The 17,443-nt window shown below is 38.2% G+C and carries 17 protein-coding genes; 8 read left to right on the forward strand and 9 right to left on the reverse strand.

Annotated elements, in window-relative coordinates; translation table 11 throughout:
- The coding region (locus tag CXF89_RS15265; protein ID WP_121955084.1) for a GbsR/MarR family transcriptional regulator at positions 1-481 on the forward strand (481 nt) is incomplete at its 5' end.
- A gap of 40 nt (positions 482-521) precedes the next feature.
- On the opposite strand, the gene CXF89_RS15270 is transcribed toward CXF89_RS15265, so the two are convergent.
- Positions 522-1,538: a lytic murein transglycosylase gene (locus CXF89_RS15270; protein ID WP_121955085.1), complete on the reverse strand. Its 1,017-nt coding sequence runs from the start codon at positions 1,536-1,538 to the stop codon at positions 522-524.
- The gene (locus CXF89_RS15275; protein ID WP_007583270.1) at positions 1,531-1,812 is read right to left on the reverse strand and encodes a YcgL domain-containing protein; all 282 of its coding nucleotides are present in this window, start codon (positions 1,810-1,812) and stop codon (positions 1,531-1,533) included. The genes CXF89_RS15270 and CXF89_RS15275 overlap by 8 nt, the downstream gene beginning before the upstream one ends.
- 155 nt (positions 1,813-1,967) lie before the next feature.
- Between CXF89_RS15275 and minC the strand changes: the two genes are divergently transcribed.
- Genes minC through minE form a run of 3 tightly spaced genes read left to right on the forward strand, consistent with a single transcriptional unit; the run spans position 1,968 to position 3,752 of the window.
- Positions 1,968-2,672: a septum site-determining protein MinC gene (gene minC / locus CXF89_RS15280; protein ID WP_007583271.1), complete on the forward strand. Its 705-nt coding sequence runs from the start codon at positions 1,968-1,970 to the stop codon at positions 2,670-2,672.
- A gap of 5 nt (positions 2,673-2,677) precedes the next feature.
- Positions 2,678-3,487, forward strand: coding sequence for a septum site-determining protein MinD (minD, locus tag CXF89_RS15285; RefSeq protein ID WP_007583272.1), 810 nt, complete (start codon positions 2,678-2,680; stop codon positions 3,485-3,487).
- A gap of 1 nt (position 3,488) precedes the next feature.
- Positions 3,489-3,752 (forward strand): cell division topological specificity factor MinE, encoded by a 264-nt coding sequence (gene minE / locus CXF89_RS15290; RefSeq protein WP_004334706.1) that lies wholly within the window; start codon positions 3,489-3,491, stop codon positions 3,750-3,752.
- A gap of 152 nt (positions 3,753-3,904) precedes the next feature.
- Here the strand turns inward: minE and rnd are convergent, their stop codons facing one another.
- The 3 genes from rnd to CXF89_RS15305 all read right to left on the reverse strand — a co-directional run bounded on the left by rnd (position 3,905) and on the right by CXF89_RS15305 (position 7,706).
- Positions 3,905-5,035: a ribonuclease D gene (gene rnd, locus CXF89_RS15295; RefSeq protein ID WP_007583273.1), complete on the reverse strand. Its 1,131-nt coding sequence runs from the start codon at positions 5,033-5,035 to the stop codon at positions 3,905-3,907.
- A 51-nt stretch (positions 5,036-5,086) separates the two neighbouring features.
- On the reverse strand, positions 5,087-6,739 hold the full coding sequence (gene fadD / locus CXF89_RS15300) for a long-chain-fatty-acid--CoA ligase FadD (protein ID WP_007580629.1): 1,653 nt from the start codon (positions 6,737-6,739) through the stop codon (positions 5,087-5,089).
- Between the two features lie 115 nt (positions 6,740-6,854).
- Positions 6,855-7,706 carry an alpha/beta hydrolase gene (locus CXF89_RS15305; protein WP_121955086.1) on the reverse strand — a complete coding sequence of 284 codons (852 nt, stop codon included), beginning with the start codon at positions 7,704-7,706 and terminating at the stop codon, positions 6,855-6,857.
- Positions 7,707-8,121: 415 nt separating this feature from the next.
- On the opposite strand from CXF89_RS15305, the gene CXF89_RS15310 reads away from it, so the two are divergent.
- Positions 8,122-9,411, forward strand: a complete 1,290-nt coding sequence (locus CXF89_RS15310; RefSeq protein ID WP_121955087.1) for an alkaline phosphatase — start codon at positions 8,122-8,124, stop codon at positions 9,409-9,411.
- Between the two features lie 94 nt (positions 9,412-9,505).
- Here the strand turns inward: CXF89_RS15310 and CXF89_RS15315 are convergent, their stop codons facing one another.
- The 3 genes from CXF89_RS15315 to CXF89_RS15325 all read right to left on the reverse strand — a co-directional run bounded on the left by CXF89_RS15315 (position 9,506) and on the right by CXF89_RS15325 (position 12,531).
- Complete coding sequence (locus CXF89_RS15315; RefSeq protein WP_007580633.1) at positions 9,506-9,835, reverse strand: hypothetical protein; 330 nt, start codon at positions 9,833-9,835, stop codon at positions 9,506-9,508.
- A gap of 68 nt (positions 9,836-9,903) precedes the next feature.
- Positions 9,904-10,605, reverse strand: a complete 702-nt coding sequence (gene tsaB, locus CXF89_RS15320) for a tRNA (adenosine(37)-N6)-threonylcarbamoyltransferase complex dimerization subunit type 1 TsaB (RefSeq protein WP_024591060.1) — start codon at positions 10,603-10,605, stop codon at positions 9,904-9,906.
- Positions 10,606-10,614: 9 nt separating this feature from the next.
- Complete coding sequence (locus CXF89_RS15325; protein WP_121955088.1) at positions 10,615-12,531, reverse strand: DNA repair helicase YoaA; 1,917 nt, start codon at positions 12,529-12,531, stop codon at positions 10,615-10,617.
- Between the two features lie 332 nt (positions 12,532-12,863).
- Here CXF89_RS15325 and CXF89_RS15330 point away from each other — a divergent pair, with 332 nt between their 5' ends.
- Positions 12,864-14,147 carry a cation:proton antiporter gene (locus CXF89_RS15330; protein WP_007580638.1) on the forward strand — a complete coding sequence of 428 codons (1,284 nt, stop codon included), beginning with the start codon at positions 12,864-12,866 and terminating at the stop codon, positions 14,145-14,147.
- Positions 14,148-14,430: 283 nt separating this feature from the next.
- A complete protein-coding gene (locus CXF89_RS15335) occupies positions 14,431-16,287 on the forward strand; it encodes a cytochrome c/FTR1 family iron permease (RefSeq protein ID WP_121955089.1) in 1,857 nt (618 codons plus the stop codon).
- A gap of 112 nt (positions 16,288-16,399) precedes the next feature.
- On the opposite strand, the gene CXF89_RS15340 is transcribed toward CXF89_RS15335, so the two are convergent.
- A complete protein-coding gene (locus tag CXF89_RS15340; protein ID WP_024604831.1) occupies positions 16,400-16,636 on the reverse strand; it encodes a hypothetical protein in 237 nt (78 codons plus the stop codon).
- Positions 16,637-17,055: 419 nt separating this feature from the next.
- Between CXF89_RS15340 and hisG the strand changes: the two genes are divergently transcribed.
- The coding region (gene hisG, locus CXF89_RS15345) for an ATP phosphoribosyltransferase (RefSeq protein WP_121955090.1) at positions 17,056-17,443 on the forward strand (388 nt) is incomplete at its 3' end.

Raw genomic sequence — 17,443 nt, forward strand, 5'->3', positions numbered from 1 at the left:
ATTCAATCGTACGATTGGGCAAATGTGTGGTTTGCTGATTATTACTAAAAATCCTATGACAGCCAATGAGATTGCAGATGCGCTTAGTATTTCTCGCGGTAATGTAAGCATGGGTATTAAAGAGTTGCAATCGTGGCAATTAATTAAAGTGCAGCATATTCCTGGCGATCGAAAAGAGTACTACGCCCCTGCTGGCGATATTTGGGATATGGCTAATCGCGTATTTGAAGAACGTAAAAAGCGCGAAATTGAGCCCACCTTAACATTACTACGCGATAATTTATTAGACGAAGCCAGTAACGACGATGAACTTTACGCACAAAAACAAATGGGTGAAATTCACAACCTGCTTGAAACCGTCACTAAATGGTCATCAGAGCTGCAACGTTTAACGCCAGAGCAACTTAATAAGCTGATGAAGCTAGGTTCTGGAATTGGTAAAGTTATTGACTTAAAAGATAAGATATTCAAAAAAGAATAAAGCCGCAATTGCGGCTTTATTTATAGGTATATTTTAAAAATTAGATTTTTGGATAACCAATTCTATCCGATAAGTAACCTACGCTAGTAGCAAAGTAATACGAGCGATTCCAATGCATAAACACTTTGTAGTTATCGTACGCTAAGTACATACGGCCATTTATATCATCAGGCATAACCAGCGCAGCACGAACGTCCACATTAGGTAAATCAGAGCCATCAGCTTTACGAACACCCAGTGCTTGCCAATCAGCTAATGAGCGCTCTGAGTCGTTCCAATATTCTAGCCACTGCTTGCGCGTTTTTGTACCACGCACTAAAACGTATTTACTATCAAAGTTTTCAGGTAACTGAACTTGGCGACCCCACGTAAGAGAGTCGTTCCAGCCTTCTTGCTTTAAATAGTTAGCAATTGAAGCAAAAGCATCTTCCTTTGTGGTCCAAATATCTTTACGGCCATCATTATTGTAATCAACCGCGTAAGCATTAAAAGAGGTAGGCATAAATTGCGTTTGACCCATTGCGCCTGCCCAAGAGCCTTTAAATTTATCAAGCGTGATATGGCCCGATTTTAAAATGTCGAGTGCAGCCCAAAGTTGGCGTTTATAAAGCGCTTCTCGGCGTCCATCAAAAGCAAGTGTAACAAGTGACGAAATAACATTATGGCCACCTTGAATGGCGCCAAAGTTACTTTCAAGTCCCCATAGTGCCACTATAAAGCGTGCTTGTACGCCAAACTCTTTCGCTACTTTTTCAAGTACATCTATGTTTTCTGCATAAAGCTTGCGTGCGCGGTCTATTTTCCACTGTGGTACGCGTTTTGGTAAATACGTTTCAAGGGTTTCTTTTACTTCTGGCTGGTTTTTATCAGCCGAAACCACTTTTTCTTTATATGTTGCTGTTGCAAAAGCATCATCAATAAGTTTTGCTTCATAGCCCTTTGAGATGGCTTCTTGCTTTAAATTTGCTAAATAATCTTGAAATTCGGCCTGTGTTTTTGCCATCACAGATGAGCTTAAACATACACCACATAATATAACGATAAGTTTTTTAATCACTATCAACTCCATTTTCTTTTCGTAACTGACTTAGCAAATTTTGTTCCGGTGGAGGAAGTTGTAAATAATAACCCTGATCACTTAGTGCACCTTTTACTGCTTCTAAATCAGACCCACCTAAATGCTCACGTTTTGCTAAGTTGATGATCATCACATAAAGAGGTTGACCAAACATAGCCATTAAAGGTTCCGGAACTTTGTCAAAATCATCTCTTTTTTCAACAAATAAGAACGTATCCGCTTTTTTCTTACTTTTATATACTGCAGTGAGCATTATGACCCTATAAATTCTTGCTTAACAATGCCGCACACTATAACATGAGAGTAATAATAAGTTAGAAAAATTAGATTAGAAATTTCAATAAAGGCCCTATTCAGCCTACGTTTATCTAAAATTAATTTCTAATCAGACAATTCAATTGAGCGTGTATGTCGGACCAAATTTTTGAGTTAAAAGGGAATCTTTTTACGTTATCAGTTTTGCATCTTTATAGTACTGATATAAACCTTTTAGCAGAACAACTATATATAAAAATAGCCCAGGCCCCTAAGTTTTTTGAGGGTGCTCCTATTGTTGTTAATTTAATTGAAATTAAAAACAGTTCACTTGATTTTGTACACTTAAAGTCATTAATCGAGCGTATGAGCTTTAACGCTGTTGGTGTATGTAATGGCTCAGATGAGCAACATACACAAGCTAAAGCTGCTGGCTTATCTGTTTTGAATTATTCACAAGACGTTAAGAGCGAACCTGTTAAACAAGAGGCTAATACGTCGATTGTAGAAAAAACAGTGCATTTACCAGCGCAAATTATTAGCGGTACAGTTCGCTCTGGACAACAAGTGTATGCAAAAGATAGAGATTTGATAGTACTTGGCGCGGTTAGTCATGGTGCTGAAGTTATTGCCGATGGAAATGTGCATATTTATGGCACGCTACGCGGTCGCGCTATTGCAGGCGCAAAAGGTTTTAAAGAAGCACACATTTTTTGCCAAAAACTTGAGGCCGAGCTGGTTTCAATAGATGGTAACTACTGGATCAGTGATTCACTACAAGGTGAACATTGGGGAAATGCAGTGCAAATACAACAAAAAGACGAATCATTAGAAATTTCAGCTTTGGTTAAAGGATAAATCTCATGGCAAAAGTAATTGTCGTTACCTCAGGTAAAGGCGGTGTTGGTAAAACAACATCAAGTGCTGCAATTGGCACAGGCTTAGCGTTAAAAGGCTATAAAACAGTTATTATCGACTTTGATATTGGTTTACGTAACTTAGATTTAATTATGGGTTGTGAACGCCGTGTTGTTTATGACTTTGTAAACGTAATTAATGGTGAGGCAAACCTTAACCAAGCGCTTATTAAAGATAAACGTGTAGATAAATTATTTTTACTACCCGCTTCACAAACTCGTGATAAAGACGCATTAACTCGTGAAGGTGTTGAACGCGTATTAAACGAATTAAAAGAAGACTTTGATTACATTGTGTGTGATTCACCAGCAGGCATTGAAGCTGGCGCTATGATGGCAATGTACTTTGCTGACGAAGCAATCGTGACAACAAATCCAGAAGTGTCGTCAGTTCGAGATTCAGATCGTATTTTAGGTATTTTACACAGCAAATCAAAACGTGCTGAAGAAGGCCTAGAAAACATTAAAGAACACTTACTATTAACACGCTATAATCCTAGTCGTGTTGAAAAAGGTGAAATGCTATCGGTAGAAGATGTGCAAGATATTCTGTCAATCCCACTATTAGGTGTTATTCCTGAATCGCAAGCGGTATTAAGTGCTTCAAACTCAGGCCAACCTGTTATATTGGATACAGAATCTGATGCAGGCCAAGCTTATTCTGATGCAATTAACCGCTTACTAGGTGAAACCGTCGATTTTCGCTTCTTAGACGTTGAGAAAAAAGGCTTATTTAAACGGATTTTTGGAGGTTAACGTGTCTTTACTTGACTACTTCCGCTCAGAAAAGAAAAACAGTGCGTCACTAGCAAAAGAGCGATTGCAGATCATTGTCGCGCACGAGCGTTCTCAACGAGGAACGCCGGATTACTTACCACAATTAAAACAAGACATTTTAGATGTGATCCGTAAATACGTGAACGTAAGTACCGATGCAGTTCAGGTTCAGTTTGATCAGAACGAAGACGATTTAGCCGTACTAGAGCTAAACGTTACACTACCTGATGAAGAAAAGAAGTAATTGAAGAAAGGGCGCTTTATAAGCGCCCTCTTTATTTTCGCAATAACTTTCTAAATATCTACGTTTTAATCCCCTTCGTGCAACTAAAACTTTTAACTATGTAACACAAAAACTATAGATAAGTATTACACGGTTAAAGAAAATATTTAGTCTTAAGTATCCCATTCTTTTAAAGCGTCTTTAACGTAGGTATATCGCCAAGAGCTCAGTAAGTCAGGCTTTATATGACTCTGTTTTTGCTCATTAGTTAGCTTCCAATTCCAACTAATCAGTTGATTGACTTGCTTTTTAGAGGCCATAACGTCTTCTGGTATATTGTGCTCTTTAGCTACTTTAGTGATTTTTTGTTTTATATCTTTTGCTACTTTTTTATAAGTAGGAAAATCAATTAAGCGCTTAAGTACATCAGGGTGCTGAGCATCTGGAACTTCTTTGGCAGCTTCAATACACTTTATTATATCGACACCAGAGCGATTAACTTCAATAGCTTCAACACCTGGAATTTGACGTAGAGCGTTTAAACTTGAAGGACCACGTTTGGCAATTTCAGTCATGTTATGTTCTTTTAACACAAAATTAAGCGCCAAATTTTTCTTGATAGCTTTATTTCTTCGCCATACAGCAAGCTCTTTTAACACCGCCAGTTCGTGCGGTTTAAGTTGCCATGCATTTTTAATATCTTTATATAAAAGTTCGTCAGGTGTTTGAAATGCACGTTTTTTGGCAATCAATTCACTTTCGTTTATTACAATGTCAAAGAAGCCAGCGGCATTAATGCGATCAATAATCAGCTCAAAACACGGTAATAAGTAAAAAGTATCAGCAGCCGCGTAGTCTAATTGTTTTTTAGTTAACGGGCGTTGCAGCCAGTTAGTGCGTGACTCGCTTTTATCTATTTCAATACCTTGCAGCTCTTTTACCATAAGAGCAAAACCCATACAGTTACCTTCACCGAGTAGCTGCAACGCAAATTGTGTATCAAATAATGGGGCTGGGACAAAGCCTGCGTACTTTTGAAAAACTTCAATATCTTCAGAAGGAGAATGCAGTACTTTTAAAACTGCAGGATCTTTAAGTATTTCCCAAAAATCAAATAGTGAAAGTTCCGCTAATGGGTCAATAAGCGCTAAATGCTCACCATCAAAAACTTGGATAAGTGCAACTTCTGGATACAAAGTACGACGACGCATAAACTCAGTATCAATAGCTAAAATAGGTTTATTTTTTATTTGTTCAACAAAAGTGTTCAGTTGATTTTGGGTTTCGATCAATTGGTATTGCACTTAATCTCCTACAATAAAAAAGCCGACATATGTCGGCTTTTTTATAGGTTGCTAATCTTTCAAGGCTCTTCGGAGTATCTTACCTACGTTAGTTTTAGGTAACTCATCCCTAAACTCTACCAGCTTGGGGACCTTGTAATTAGTTAAATTATCACGACAGTGACTTATTATATCTTTTTCAGTTAAAGAAGGGTCTTTTTTCACAACAAAAACTTTAACTTGTTCACCACTTACATCGTGAGGAATACCGATAGCAGCTACTTCAAGCACACCTTCGTGCATAGCCACTACTTCTTCAATCTCATTAGGGAAAACATTAAAGCCAGATACGATGATCATGTCTTTTTTACGATCTACAATAAAGAAGAAACCTTCGTCATCATAAGTCGCAATATCACCTGTAGCAAACCAGCCGTCTTTTAAACATTCAGCGGTTGCATCTGGTCGTTTGTAATAACCAACCATGACTTGCGGGCCTTTAACACAAAGCTCGCCAGGTTCACCTTTAGCGGCTTCTTCGCCGTTATCTAAAACCAATTTAATATCAGTGTTAGGCGCAGGTAAACCAATAGAGCCATTATATGCTTTCAAATCAAAAGGACTAATAGTAACTAAAGGAGAACATTCTGTAAGGCCATAACCTTCCATTAATTTTGAGCCAGTCACTTTTTGCCATTTTTCAGCAACAGGACGTTGAACGGCCATACCGCCGCCTAAAGACATTTTTAAATGACTAAAATCAAGTTCAGCAAAACCTGGTGTGTTTAATAAACCGTTAAATAATGTATTAACACCGGTAATAGCTGTGAAATTATGTTGACCCAACTCTTTAACAAACCCAGGCATATCTCGTGGGTTTGTAATTAATATATTTAAACCACCGTACTTCATAAATGTTAGGCAGTTAGCTGTTAAGGCAAATATATGATAAAGCGGTAAAGCAGTCACAACCACTTCTTCACCACGGTTTAACACTTTGTCTAAACAACCTGAAACTTGTTCAAGGTTACCAACCATGTTGCCATGGCTCAGCATTGCCCCTTTAGATACACCTGTTGTGCCGCCGGTGTACTGTAAAAATGCAAGATCAGACAAGCTCATTTCAGGGCGCGTATATTTAGCTTCATCTGCAGCTAAAACGTCTGAAAATTTAATTGTGTTAGGCAAGTTGAACTTTGGCACCATTTTTTTAATGTGCTTCACAACAAAGTTAACGACATGCTTTTTAAGCCCGCCAACCATATCGCCTACTTGCGTAACCACGATATGTTTAACATCAGTATGAGCAAGTGACTTTTCAAGTGTGTCAGCAAAGTTTGCTAGGATGAAAATAGCCGTAGTGTCAGAGTCTTTTAGCTGATGCTCTAATTCACGTACTGTGTAAAGTGGGTTAACATTTACAACCACACAACCTGCACGCAAAACACCTAAAATTGTGACTGGTGTTTGTAGTAAATTAGGCATCATTACGGCAACTTTGTCGCCTTTTTTAAGACCCAAATCATTTTGAATATAGGAAGCAACTTTTTTTGTTGCTGTGTCTATTTCATCGTAAGACATCGTTTTACCCATATTCGTAAATGCAGGTAAATCGGTGTAGTCACTAAAACTTTTTTCGAACACTTCGAGTAACGAGTTGTAATGCTCAGGATCGATTGTTTCAGGCATACCCTCTGGGTAGCGCTTAAGCCAGATTTTTTCCACTCTTAGCCCCTGTTTATAATTATATTTTTATTAACCTTAATCTAAGTAAGGCGCTTTAACAATTGAGCAAATACTCTAATGCAGGAATAATCCCACATTTAACACAAACTTACAATTAACATGCACCATTTTGCAGCATAAAGTCTTGAATATGCTCAAAACAGTGTTCACTGCTTTGCATGTGGCAATGATGCCCACCATCTACATTAATGACCTTCAAGCCATTGTAATAACTAATATACTTTGCCAAATTTTGTTTTACAAACGAATAACCTTCGTTACCTAAAATTAATTGACATGGTGCAATTAAATCTTTTATTGCACCAATACATTGCGCCTCATCAAACCTAAAACCTGAGTGATTTTTGAGCTTTGGATCTGTTGTTAGCGCAAAACCATCTAAAACCTGTTTTATATTTCGCTGCATTAATAGCGTAATAAGCTCGCTATTTAAATCGGTTGTTTGAGCGCGTGCTTCATAAATAAGTTCTTTCGATTTATAAATTCTCGACTTTTTATTTTTTAAACGCGCTCTATTTAGTACTGCACTTTTTAACTGTTCACACACGCCTTCACTAGGGGTTGTAACACAACCAATTCCCTCAATAAAGGTAACAGACTTTACATAATCGCTAAAGCAGCTAGCAAAAAGACCTGCAACCATAGCTCCCATTGAATGACCTACTAAATGTACTTTTTTAACACCAAGCGCATTTATAAGTTGGTACACATCGTCAATATAATCAACAAAATAATAGTGTGCATCATCACTTCGCCAAGACGATAAACCGTGCCCAACAAAGTCAATGCAGTACCAAGTGTGTTTTGGGTTAACGTTGTTTAACATTGGCATAAAGCTATGGCAGTTGTCTAACCACCCATGCAACGCTATTACTATTTCGTTCCCTAAACCTACTTTTAAGCCATGAATATTTAAATTATTGGTTTCAATATTAAATGGCTGCACGGTAAGTCCTTTATTAATTTAGAGCATCATTATTTATAGCATACAAGTTGTCAGACCACTAACTTAGAAAATGGTGCCAAATTCACGATTTAATTATCTTCCTGGTATCAAATATAGCACTGAGTAGAAAACCAAACTCAATATTTTCAATAACTTAAAAATGGAGTAATAAGCAAAGTTTTTTTAACATATTAATTTTGAGTACCTTTTAAACAAATAAAAGGTGAGAGCACCATATATAGATAGCTTATAACTAGTATAATTTAAATAAATAGAACTAACAGCGTTAACTACAATTCTATGTATATAAAATCAAAGTATAAATTATAAATATCTCAGATATTCATTTATTTATCATCCTATCTGTATACAATATCAGCGGCTATTAAATAAGGTACACTCATAAGGTACAACCATGAAAAAACAGATCAGCTTATTGGCACTTTTATGCACCGCTTCTGGTGCCTACGCAGAATCAGCACCTAAAAATGTAATTTATATGATTGGTGACGGCATGGGTCCGGCTTACACCACGGCTTATCGCTATTTTAAAGATGACCCTGCAACAAAAGAAGTTGAAGGCACGGTTTTTGACACTATTTTAAAAGGCATGGCTCATACCTACCCTGACGACCATACTTATGTAACAGACAGTGCAGCGGGTGCTACAGCGCTTAGTAGCGGTCATAAAAGTTATAATGGCGCGGTTGGTGTAGATACAGACAAAAAACCAGTTAAAACTATGCTTGAAATAGCAAAAGAGCGTGGTATGACAACAGCGCTTGTTGTAACGTCACAAATAAACCATGCAACACCTGCTAGCTTTACAGCTCACAATGAATCTCGTTACAACTACGATGATATTGCCAACGATTATATTGATAATAAGATTGCTGGTAAATTACCCGTTGATTTAATGCTAGGTGGCGGTACTAAATATTTTATTCGAGATGACCGTAATTTAGTTGAAGAATTTAAAGCGGCAGGTTATCAATACGGTGACGATATTAATAATCTGGGCCAAATCACACAAATACCTGCCATTGGTTTGTATGCAAGCAAAGGCCTGCCATTTGCACTTGATATAAACCCAACTCGCCTTACTCAGTTAACATCTAAAGCGCTTGGTTTACTAGATAACCAGAACGAAGAAGGCTTTTTTGTGATGATTGAGGGCAGCCAAATTGATTGGTGTGGTCACTCTAACGATATAGCCTGTGCGATGGCTGAAATGGACGACTTTGCTAAATCAATCGAAAAAGCAAAAGCGTACGTTGATAAAAATAAAGACACTATACTTGTAGTTACAGCCGATCACTCAACGGGCGGCTTAACTATTGGTTCGCACGGCCAATTTAAATGGGAAACAGACGTAATTAAAGGTGTTAAGGCAACAGCTAGTAAGTTAACAGACAAACTTATGGAGTCTAAAGACTTAAAACCAGTATGGACTGCTAACACCAATATTGAATTTACAACCGAAAACCAAATCAAACTAGAGCAAGCTAAAAAAATGGGCGAAAAAGCGCTTAATTTAGCTGTTAAAAGTATTATTAGTGATGCGAGCTTTACTGGCTGGACAACCGGCGGACACACCGCTGTAGACGTTCAAGTATTTGCCTATGGCAAAGGCAGTGAGCAATTTATTGGCTCACAAAATAATACTGATATTGCCGATAAGCTAATTGGCTTTATTAAGCAGTAAGTTTCACCTCGTTTTGAACATAAAAAGCCCGAACACATGTTCGGGCTTTTTATTGAATTTTATCACTGTATTTATCTAAACGTTTGAATGAGCTTTAAGCGTATATATCAACGCCTATTAAATTTTGTACTTCGGCTCTGCGTTCTAAATTGGCAAATTCAGTATAAGTAGAAATCGCTTTACTTACTTGAGCTGTCGGTTGGTCGTAAATTGTTTGGCTGTATTCATTGCTTTTAGCACTGCTTTTAAACAGTTGATTAGCCAGTTCGACGCCCTCGACACTGCTTTTTACATAATCGGTATTCGTTTTTTGAGCAGCCGGCTGGTCTAATAAACTCTGTGGTTTATTAGTAACAACTTTAGTAGGGCTAACCCTACCCGGAATATCTCCGGTAAAAAAACCTGAACCAATAGGCAGCGTCATTACGCATCTCCAACCTTAATATTGCATAAAATTATGATTTAAAAACAACCAATTTGCAAATAATATGATTACTCACGTCCTGGTAGCTTTTTCCACGTTACCGTATCGCGCACATATTTAGGTTGAGCGTCACTCGCTTTTACAACGTCACCCGCTAAAAACGCGGCTTCAACATGCGCTAACATATAACGCGCATCAGGCAATGTGATATCAGTATTAATTGTCACGTTTTCAAAGTCATTTAGCGCATCAGGATAGGTTTTAAAGCCCGTGCCTACCGCTACAGATGGCTCACTGGTCGCTATATAATCATTGTTTAGTAAATCAGGTTTTATAACGCATTCTTGGTTAACTAAAAGCATTAGATTATTTTGCGCTTGGTAATGTGCAAAGTATATCTCACCCATGCGTGCATCTATGCTTGGATAAACACTAAGACTACCGTTTTGTTCAAATGCTTGTTGCGCCATAATAGCCAAAGTAGACACACCTACAAGCGGCAAATTAGTTGAATACGCTAAACCTTGTGCTATTGCTACACTAATACGTACACCAGTAAAACTGCCCGGGCCTTGCCCAAAACCAATGACATCTAAGTCTTTTAATTTACAGTTTGCTTTAGTTAATAGCTCATCCACAAGTGGAAGTATTTTTTGGCTATGTTGCTGCGGACATTCTTCAAAATGATGAAATGTTTGGCCCTGAAAATGTAAAACAATTGAAAGTGCTTCAGTTGAAGCATCAAGGGCAAGAATATTACTTTTGATCATTTTATTACTCTAATTAATTTGTTTTAAAAATGTATTGGCATCTTCTAAGCTTCGCGTGCGGCGCATCGGCGGTAAGCTTTTTAAAAATACTTGGCCATATTGGCGTGTAACTAAGCGATTATCGCATATTACAAGTACGCCTTTGTCTTTACTATCTCGAATTAAACGCCCTACACCTTGTTTTAGCGCAATAACAGCCTGCGGTAATTGTATGTGTGAAAAAGGGTCTTTTCCCTGCATTTGGCAATCTTGCATTTTAGCTTGAAGCAATGGATCGTCAGGGGCTGCAAATGGCAATTTGTCTATAATAACACAGCTTAATGTGCTGCCGCGTACATCAACACCTTCCCAAAAAGAAGCCGTGCCGAGTAATACCGCATTACCATGGCGAGTAAATTTCTCTAAAATAATACGCTTAGACATTTGCCCTTGCATATAAACTGGGTAGTCTATTTGTGTGGTGAGCCCTTCGGCAACTAAGTGCATCATTCGATAGCTCGTAAATAACACAAAACAACGCCCTTGCGCTGACTTTATAAGCTCAAGTGTTAATTTTACAATCGCATGCGGCATATTATCAGCGTGCGATTCAGGTAAGTAACGCGGTAAACACAGCAGCGCCTGATTAGGGTAATCAAATGGGCTATCTACCATCATGCTTTGCTTTGGTTTTAAACCAAGGCTTGCATTAAAGTGCTCTAGTTTGTTGTCGACCGAAAGTGTTGCTGATGTAAATACAAAGCCTGCGCCCGTGTCTTGCATCATTTGAGCAAATTTAGCTGATACATTTAATGGCGTTATATTAATAGTTAAATAACGGCGCGTTGTTTCATACCAGTAACTAAAACCAGTTTGAGCAGTATCAAAAACCCGTTCTAACTGCCCTTTAAACGCAAGTGCACGTTCAAATGGATGCTCAATTTTGTCGCTTCTATCTAGGCAAAGTTTAAGTACTTGATAAACAAAATCTAAATCACTAATGACACGATGAAGTGCCGCGCATATTTGTTTATCGCTTAGCTTTTCTCGCCAATCGCCTCTACTGCCATCAACACCAAACTGTAATCGTAAATCAGCAACGCTTGTTTCAAGCTTATTTAAGCTTTTACCTAGCTGCAGCATATCGGGAATTTCGGCTCTATAAATAGCACGTAAATCATTAATTAAATCCACCAGCTTTTTAGTACTAATACTCTCACCAAAATAATCACTGGCAATTTCGCTTAACTGGTGGGCTTCATCAAATATATACGCGTCAGCTTTTGGCATAAGCTCAGCAAAGCCACTTTCTTTTACGGCCATGTCGGCAAAAAACAAATGATGGTTAATCACAACTACGTCGGCATCGGCCGCAGTTAAACGTGCTTTGCGTATATAACAGCTTTGAAAATCTGGACACTCTTTACTTAAGCAATTATCGGCTGTTGAATTTACATAAGGCAGTACTTTCGCGTCATCTTCTATACCAATACAATCGGCTAAATCGCCTGACTGCGTTTCACTGGCAAACTTAGCCACCATAGCTAGTTGATGCATTACGTCGGAGTCATCAGTAGGCACATGCGCAACATGCTGGTTAAGTCGGTAGGTACATAAGTAATTGGCACGCCCTTTTAATAAGGCGGTTTTTTTAGAAGCACCTAGTGCTTTCACTAATTGAGGTAAATCGCGGTGGTATAACTGTTCTTGTAAGGCTTTAGAACCAGTCGATATTATCGTTCGGCCTTTTGATTTAAGTGCAGGGGCTAAATATGCAAATGTTTTACCAGTACCCGTGCCTGCTTCAACAACTAATTGCGAACTGTTTTTTAATGCATCTGCAACAGCTACTGCCATATCAATTTGTGGTTGGCGAGGCGTATATCCATCTAACGATGACGCCAAAGGCCCGGTTGCACTAAACAGCTGTTTGATAATACCAATCACTTTAAAATAAATAATAGCGGGATTTTACGTAAGCAAAGCATTTAGGGCAAGTAATTACAAAAGCGACTTTTATTTTATGATGCAACACACGTTTCAATAATGTGATTAACCACTAAAGTTTACAACAAACACTGTATTTATAACGTACATTTAATTTAATAATGACAATATTTACAAAGCCTAATTTCCTATTAACTCTTACTAAAAACAATCCGTATTAAAAGCTATATTTAGGCATAAATACTGTGACTCTCAAATATTACAGGAGTAACATACGCGGGTTTATAATCCTCCTTTTTGTGTGTCGTTTAAAAAATAGTTAAGGTTAATCAATGAATGCTTGGTACCTCATTTGTTTTCTCTCTGCAATTGCAATTTTTATAGCCTTTGCAAACCAGTACATCCTCAAAATGCAAACTACCATTGCCATTACTACTGGCTCTGTGGTTATTTCTTTATTACTGATTATTGCAGTAAAATTATTAGGCGATCAGAACGCATTAGCAATGACCCAAATTGTTTCCAGTATTGACTTTAACGAGTTACTACTTAAAGGCATGTTGGGTTTTTTACTCTACGCGGGTGCGCTCGAAATAAACCTACTTGCCCTGCGTAAGCAGCGGTGGGAAATTACTGCTCTGGTATTGTTTTCAACTATTGCTTCCACATTTATTGTGGGTTATTTAAGCTTTTATTTATTTTCAGTTTTTGGTTTTGATGTCCCTTTTATTTATTGTTTACTGTTTGGTGCGCTTATTAGCCCAACCGACCCTATCGCTGTACTTGCTATTATTAAACAAATGCGAGCGCCAGAAGGCATCTCAGTTCAAGTAGAAGGTGAGTCGCTATTTAACGATGGTATTGGTTTAGTTATATTTACCACTATATTTTCTGTTGCTTTTTATGGCACAGATGCACAATTTGGTGACATAGCAGAGCTATTCTTTGTTGATGCAATAGGGGGCATTGCGTTTGGTTTAGTCATTGCATTAGTTGGCCACTTTTTAATTATTAATAGCCGCGATGTAAATATTCGCTTATTAATTACCTTAACTATCCCAACAGCAGGTTTTGCTGCAGCAAATATTTGGGAAATATCTGGCGCACTTGCCATGGTAACCAGTGGCATATTAATGGGTAATATTACCCGCACTAAAGCAACCGAGCGCACGGGCCCCGAAGACACCCGCTACGTAAAAGATTTTTGGCATGCAACCGACAGCTTTCTAAATGCTCTACTGTTTTTAATAATAGGTATGCTAATAGTCACTATGCCAATCACGCTTGGAGAAATTGGTTTAGGCTTATTAATGGTACCTGTTGTATTACTAGCACGCTTTATAAGTGTAGGCGCACCATTTGTAATTTTTAAACGCTTTAGAACTTACGATAAACACAGTGTTAAAATTTTGACCTGGGGTGGACTACGTGGTGGCCTTGCTCTGGCAATGGCGGCAGCAATCCCACGCGAGCAAGTTTTTGTAGGCGGTTCAGACCTACATAACCTAATCGTTATTGTTACTTACGTAGTGGTTATATTTTCTATTATTGTACAAGGATTAACTATTTCGCCGCTTATTCAAAGCAGCATTAAGTCAGCTGAGCAAGCCAAGTAATAAATGCTTTGTCTGCAACACATTCAGTAACCAAGTTATTATAAAAATCACTTGGTTACTGTTACTCACGTGTTACAAAAACACTTTAAAGTTCTATAAATTGTTATCCTTTTTATTTATCTGCTTTGTTTAAATTAATCCGCTTGAAATGCAAATGAAAACAATTATAATTTTTACTTTTCCTCTACAGGGCTTTTCGATGTCCATAAATAATTCTCACATGTTTTTAAATTTGGTGTCTCTGAGCAAACGACAATTTCAATGTTTTTTTATGCTTTTTATAATGATCATGGCAAGCTTTAGTGTTTCAGCCTCGCCTAATGAGCAAACAAAAATAAAACAAATTGCACAGCTTGCAGAGTATGTAGGTGTTGATTACGTGGCAGCTGTTGGGAATGGTGAAATACTTGATCCTGACGAATATCAAGAAATGACTGAGTTTTCGCACGTTATTATTGAGCAAGCTGGACAGCTATCAAGCCAAACAAATGAGTTTGATACGGTAAATGCACAAGCTAAAGCCCTACATTCAGCGATTGCCAATAAAGCGAGTGTTGCCGATGTACGTGCAGCAAGCTCAGCGCTTCGTGAGTCGCTACTTACCTTTATGCCGCAACTATCGTTACCTACATCACTACTTCCTGTTGAGCAAACCAAAGCGCTTTTTGCTGCTAACTGTTCAATGTGTCATGGCCCAAGTGGTCAAGGCGACGGCCCGCTTGCAAAAAACTTATCGCCAGAGCCTACCAACTTTACCGATGAAGAACGCGCAACTAACCGCTCATTAATGGGGTTATTTGACGCTGTAAGTAACGGTATTAACGACACGCCAATGGTTGCTTTTACTCAATTTAATGAACAACAACGTTGGTCTTTAGCTTTTTATGTAGGTAGCTTGGCATTTAAAGATGTTCAAAAACCACAAAATCTAGAGCAAAACATTACCGCTTCGCAGATTGTAAACTTAAACCCTGCACAATTATCGGCAGGTCAAAGTGAAGCACAAGCTCATTACGTTAAATGGCTTCGTGGTAATCCAGAGCAACTATTTACCGGTAAAAAGAATCCGTTAACGGTTACTCGCACGCAGTTGCTTGCAGCGCAAGCCGCGCATGCTAAAGGCAATTACTCACAAGCAAGTGATTTAGCAATTAGCGCTTACCTAGATGGCTTTGAGCTTGTTGAAAACAACTTAAATGCCTACGACGAAACACTGCGTAAAAACATCGAAGTACAACTGATGAACCTGCGCCAAACATTTAAAAACGAGAAAGATGAAGCCATCGTTGACGAAAAAGTAAGTGCAGCGCTAGCTCAACTCGCTAAAGCAGATAGCATGCTAAACGAAACCAAACTAACTGATGGTGCACTCCTCTCAGCGAGTTTAGTTATATTACTACGCGAAGGCCTAGAAGCACTCCTCGTTATTATTGCCCTTATGACCGTACTTATTAAAACTAAACGTCAAGACGCGCTTAAATATGTACATGTTGGTTGGGTAAGCGCACTTCTTGCAGGTGGTTTAACGTGGGCTGCGGCGCAAACATTAATAGAAATAAGTGGTGCAAGTCGCGAAGTTATGGAAGGTGCTGGTGCATTGTTTGCCGCAGTAATTTTACTTTATGTTGGCGTATGGATGCACAGTAAAACCAGTGCGCAGCAATGGCAAAAATACATCAAAGACAATATAGATAAGCGTCTTGAGTCGGGTACATTATGGGGTTTAGCAGGGCTTTCGTTTATAGCCGTATACCGAGAAGTCTTTGAAACTGTATTGTTCTATCAGTCTTTATTAACGCAAAGCTCGCCTGCCCAATATTCATCTATTGCTTCGGGTTTTGCGATAGCTGTAGCAATACTGGCTATTATTACGTGGGTATTAATTAAGTACTCAATTAAATTACCGGTTGCTAAGTTTTTTGCAATTACCACTTACCTATTATTTGCACTCTCGTTTGTGCTTATGGGCAAAGCCGTTATTGCATTACAAGAGGCCGACATAATAGGTATTGCGCCGCTACCAATGAGCTTTGATATTGCATGGCTTGGTATAAAGTCAACATGGCAAGGTATTGTGGCTCAAGTATGTGTGTTCGCTATATTTAGCTTTTATATATTTAAAAGCAAAAACCAAGAGTAATGCCAATCTGCTTAAAAGTTTAAGCTAATTGGCATAAGCAAAATACATAGTAAAAAGGCCCGCAAGGGCCTTTTTGAGTTGATTGCTTATGTATTTAGTAAAGTTGGTATTATCAAGCCCATGTATCTAAATGGGGGTTTTCGTCATCATCTAGGTTAGACTTTTTTTTATTATTTTGATCATCAAGCATATTGAGCTTTTTCTTTTTTTGTAACTCACGCCTTTTTTTATTCTCTAATTCAACTTTTTCAGCGGCAGCCCCACTTTGCACACCCGCAATATGAAAAGCACTTTTTGACTCAACTTCTAGCCTAGTTATTCTTCCTAAATAAGGGATCATAATATCCATAAGTACTTCCTTATTTTTTCATTTTATTCATTAACCACTTGGTTTGAGTGATAAACAACCAATTGTTGGCGAAAATTGCGCTTATTATCTTAATATTATCGATAGTTATAACATATGCTTTAATTAAGCTAAAAAAAACTTGCCATAATATAGCTGTTTATGTTTTTATGAATGCGAAATTTATTTAAACAGATAACAATTGCACGTTCACAAAACAACGGGCAGTTAAATAGGATAAAAAATGCGCTTAAACCTGACAACAGTACATCATCACCACCATTCACCGGAATAACCTGTCAGGTCTTTCGCTGAGAGGTTATTCCTAAAAGGAACCTCTGGCGATTCAAATAACATTGATTCATTTTCGCCCTGAGGTTCCCCTCGGGGTTTTTAGTTTTTAAATTAAAGGAAAATGAATAATGAACAACAGTAATCGTCTACGTATCGCCATCCAAAAAGGCGGCCGCCTATCAAAAGATTGTCAAGATCTGCTTAAACAGTTAGGTGTTAAACTTAACCTTCGTGAACAACGCTTAATTGCACACTCAACTAATATGCCAATTGACGTACTACGTGTGCGCGATGACGATATTCCGGGTTTAGTAATGGACGGTGTATGTGACCTAGGCATAGTTGGCGAAAACGTACTAGTAGAAGTTCAAGCAGAACGTGAACGCCAGGGTGTTCCAAGTGAAGTAACCAAACTTTCAAAACTTGACTTTGGTTACTGTCGTCTTGCACTTGCATGGCCACAAGAGCTTGGCGCTCGCGATAAGAGCTGGTTTGAAGGCAAACGTATTGCTACTA

The sequence above is a fragment of the Pseudoalteromonas sp. MelDa3 genome (assembly GCF_002863625.1).
Classification (GTDB): domain Bacteria; phylum Pseudomonadota; class Gammaproteobacteria; order Enterobacterales; family Alteromonadaceae; genus Pseudoalteromonas; species Pseudoalteromonas arctica.

Excerpts from the sequence above, each read along its gene's own strand:
- minD (WP_007583272.1), top strand. The coding sequence starts at position 2,678 with ATGGCAAAAGTAATTGTCGTTACCTCAGGTAAAGGCGGTGTTGGTAAA.
- CXF89_RS15310 (WP_121955087.1), top strand. The coding sequence starts at position 8,122 with ATGAAAAAACAGATCAGCTTATTGGCACTTTTATGCACCGCTTCTGGT.
- tsaB (WP_024591060.1), bottom strand. The coding sequence starts at position 10,605 with ATGATCAAAAGTAATATTCTTGCCCTTGATGCTTCAACTGAAGCACTT.
- CXF89_RS15335 (WP_121955089.1), top strand. The coding sequence starts at position 14,431 with ATGATCATGGCAAGCTTTAGTGTTTCAGCCTCGCCTAATGAGCAAACA.
- CXF89_RS15330 (WP_007580638.1), top strand. The coding sequence starts at position 12,864 with ATGAATGCTTGGTACCTCATTTGTTTTCTCTCTGCAATTGCAATTTTT.
- CXF89_RS15315 (WP_007580633.1), bottom strand. The coding sequence starts at position 9,835 with ATGACGCTGCCTATTGGTTCAGGTTTTTTTACCGGAGATATTCCGGGT.
- CXF89_RS15340 (WP_024604831.1), bottom strand. The coding sequence starts at position 16,636 with ATGGATATTATGATCCCTTATTTAGGAAGAATAACTAGGCTAGAAGTT.
- CXF89_RS15275 (WP_007583270.1), bottom strand. The coding sequence starts at position 1,812 with ATGCTCACTGCAGTATATAAAAGTAAGAAAAAAGCGGATACGTTCTTA.
- minC (WP_007583271.1), top strand. The coding sequence starts at position 1,968 with ATGTCGGACCAAATTTTTGAGTTAAAAGGGAATCTTTTTACGTTATCA.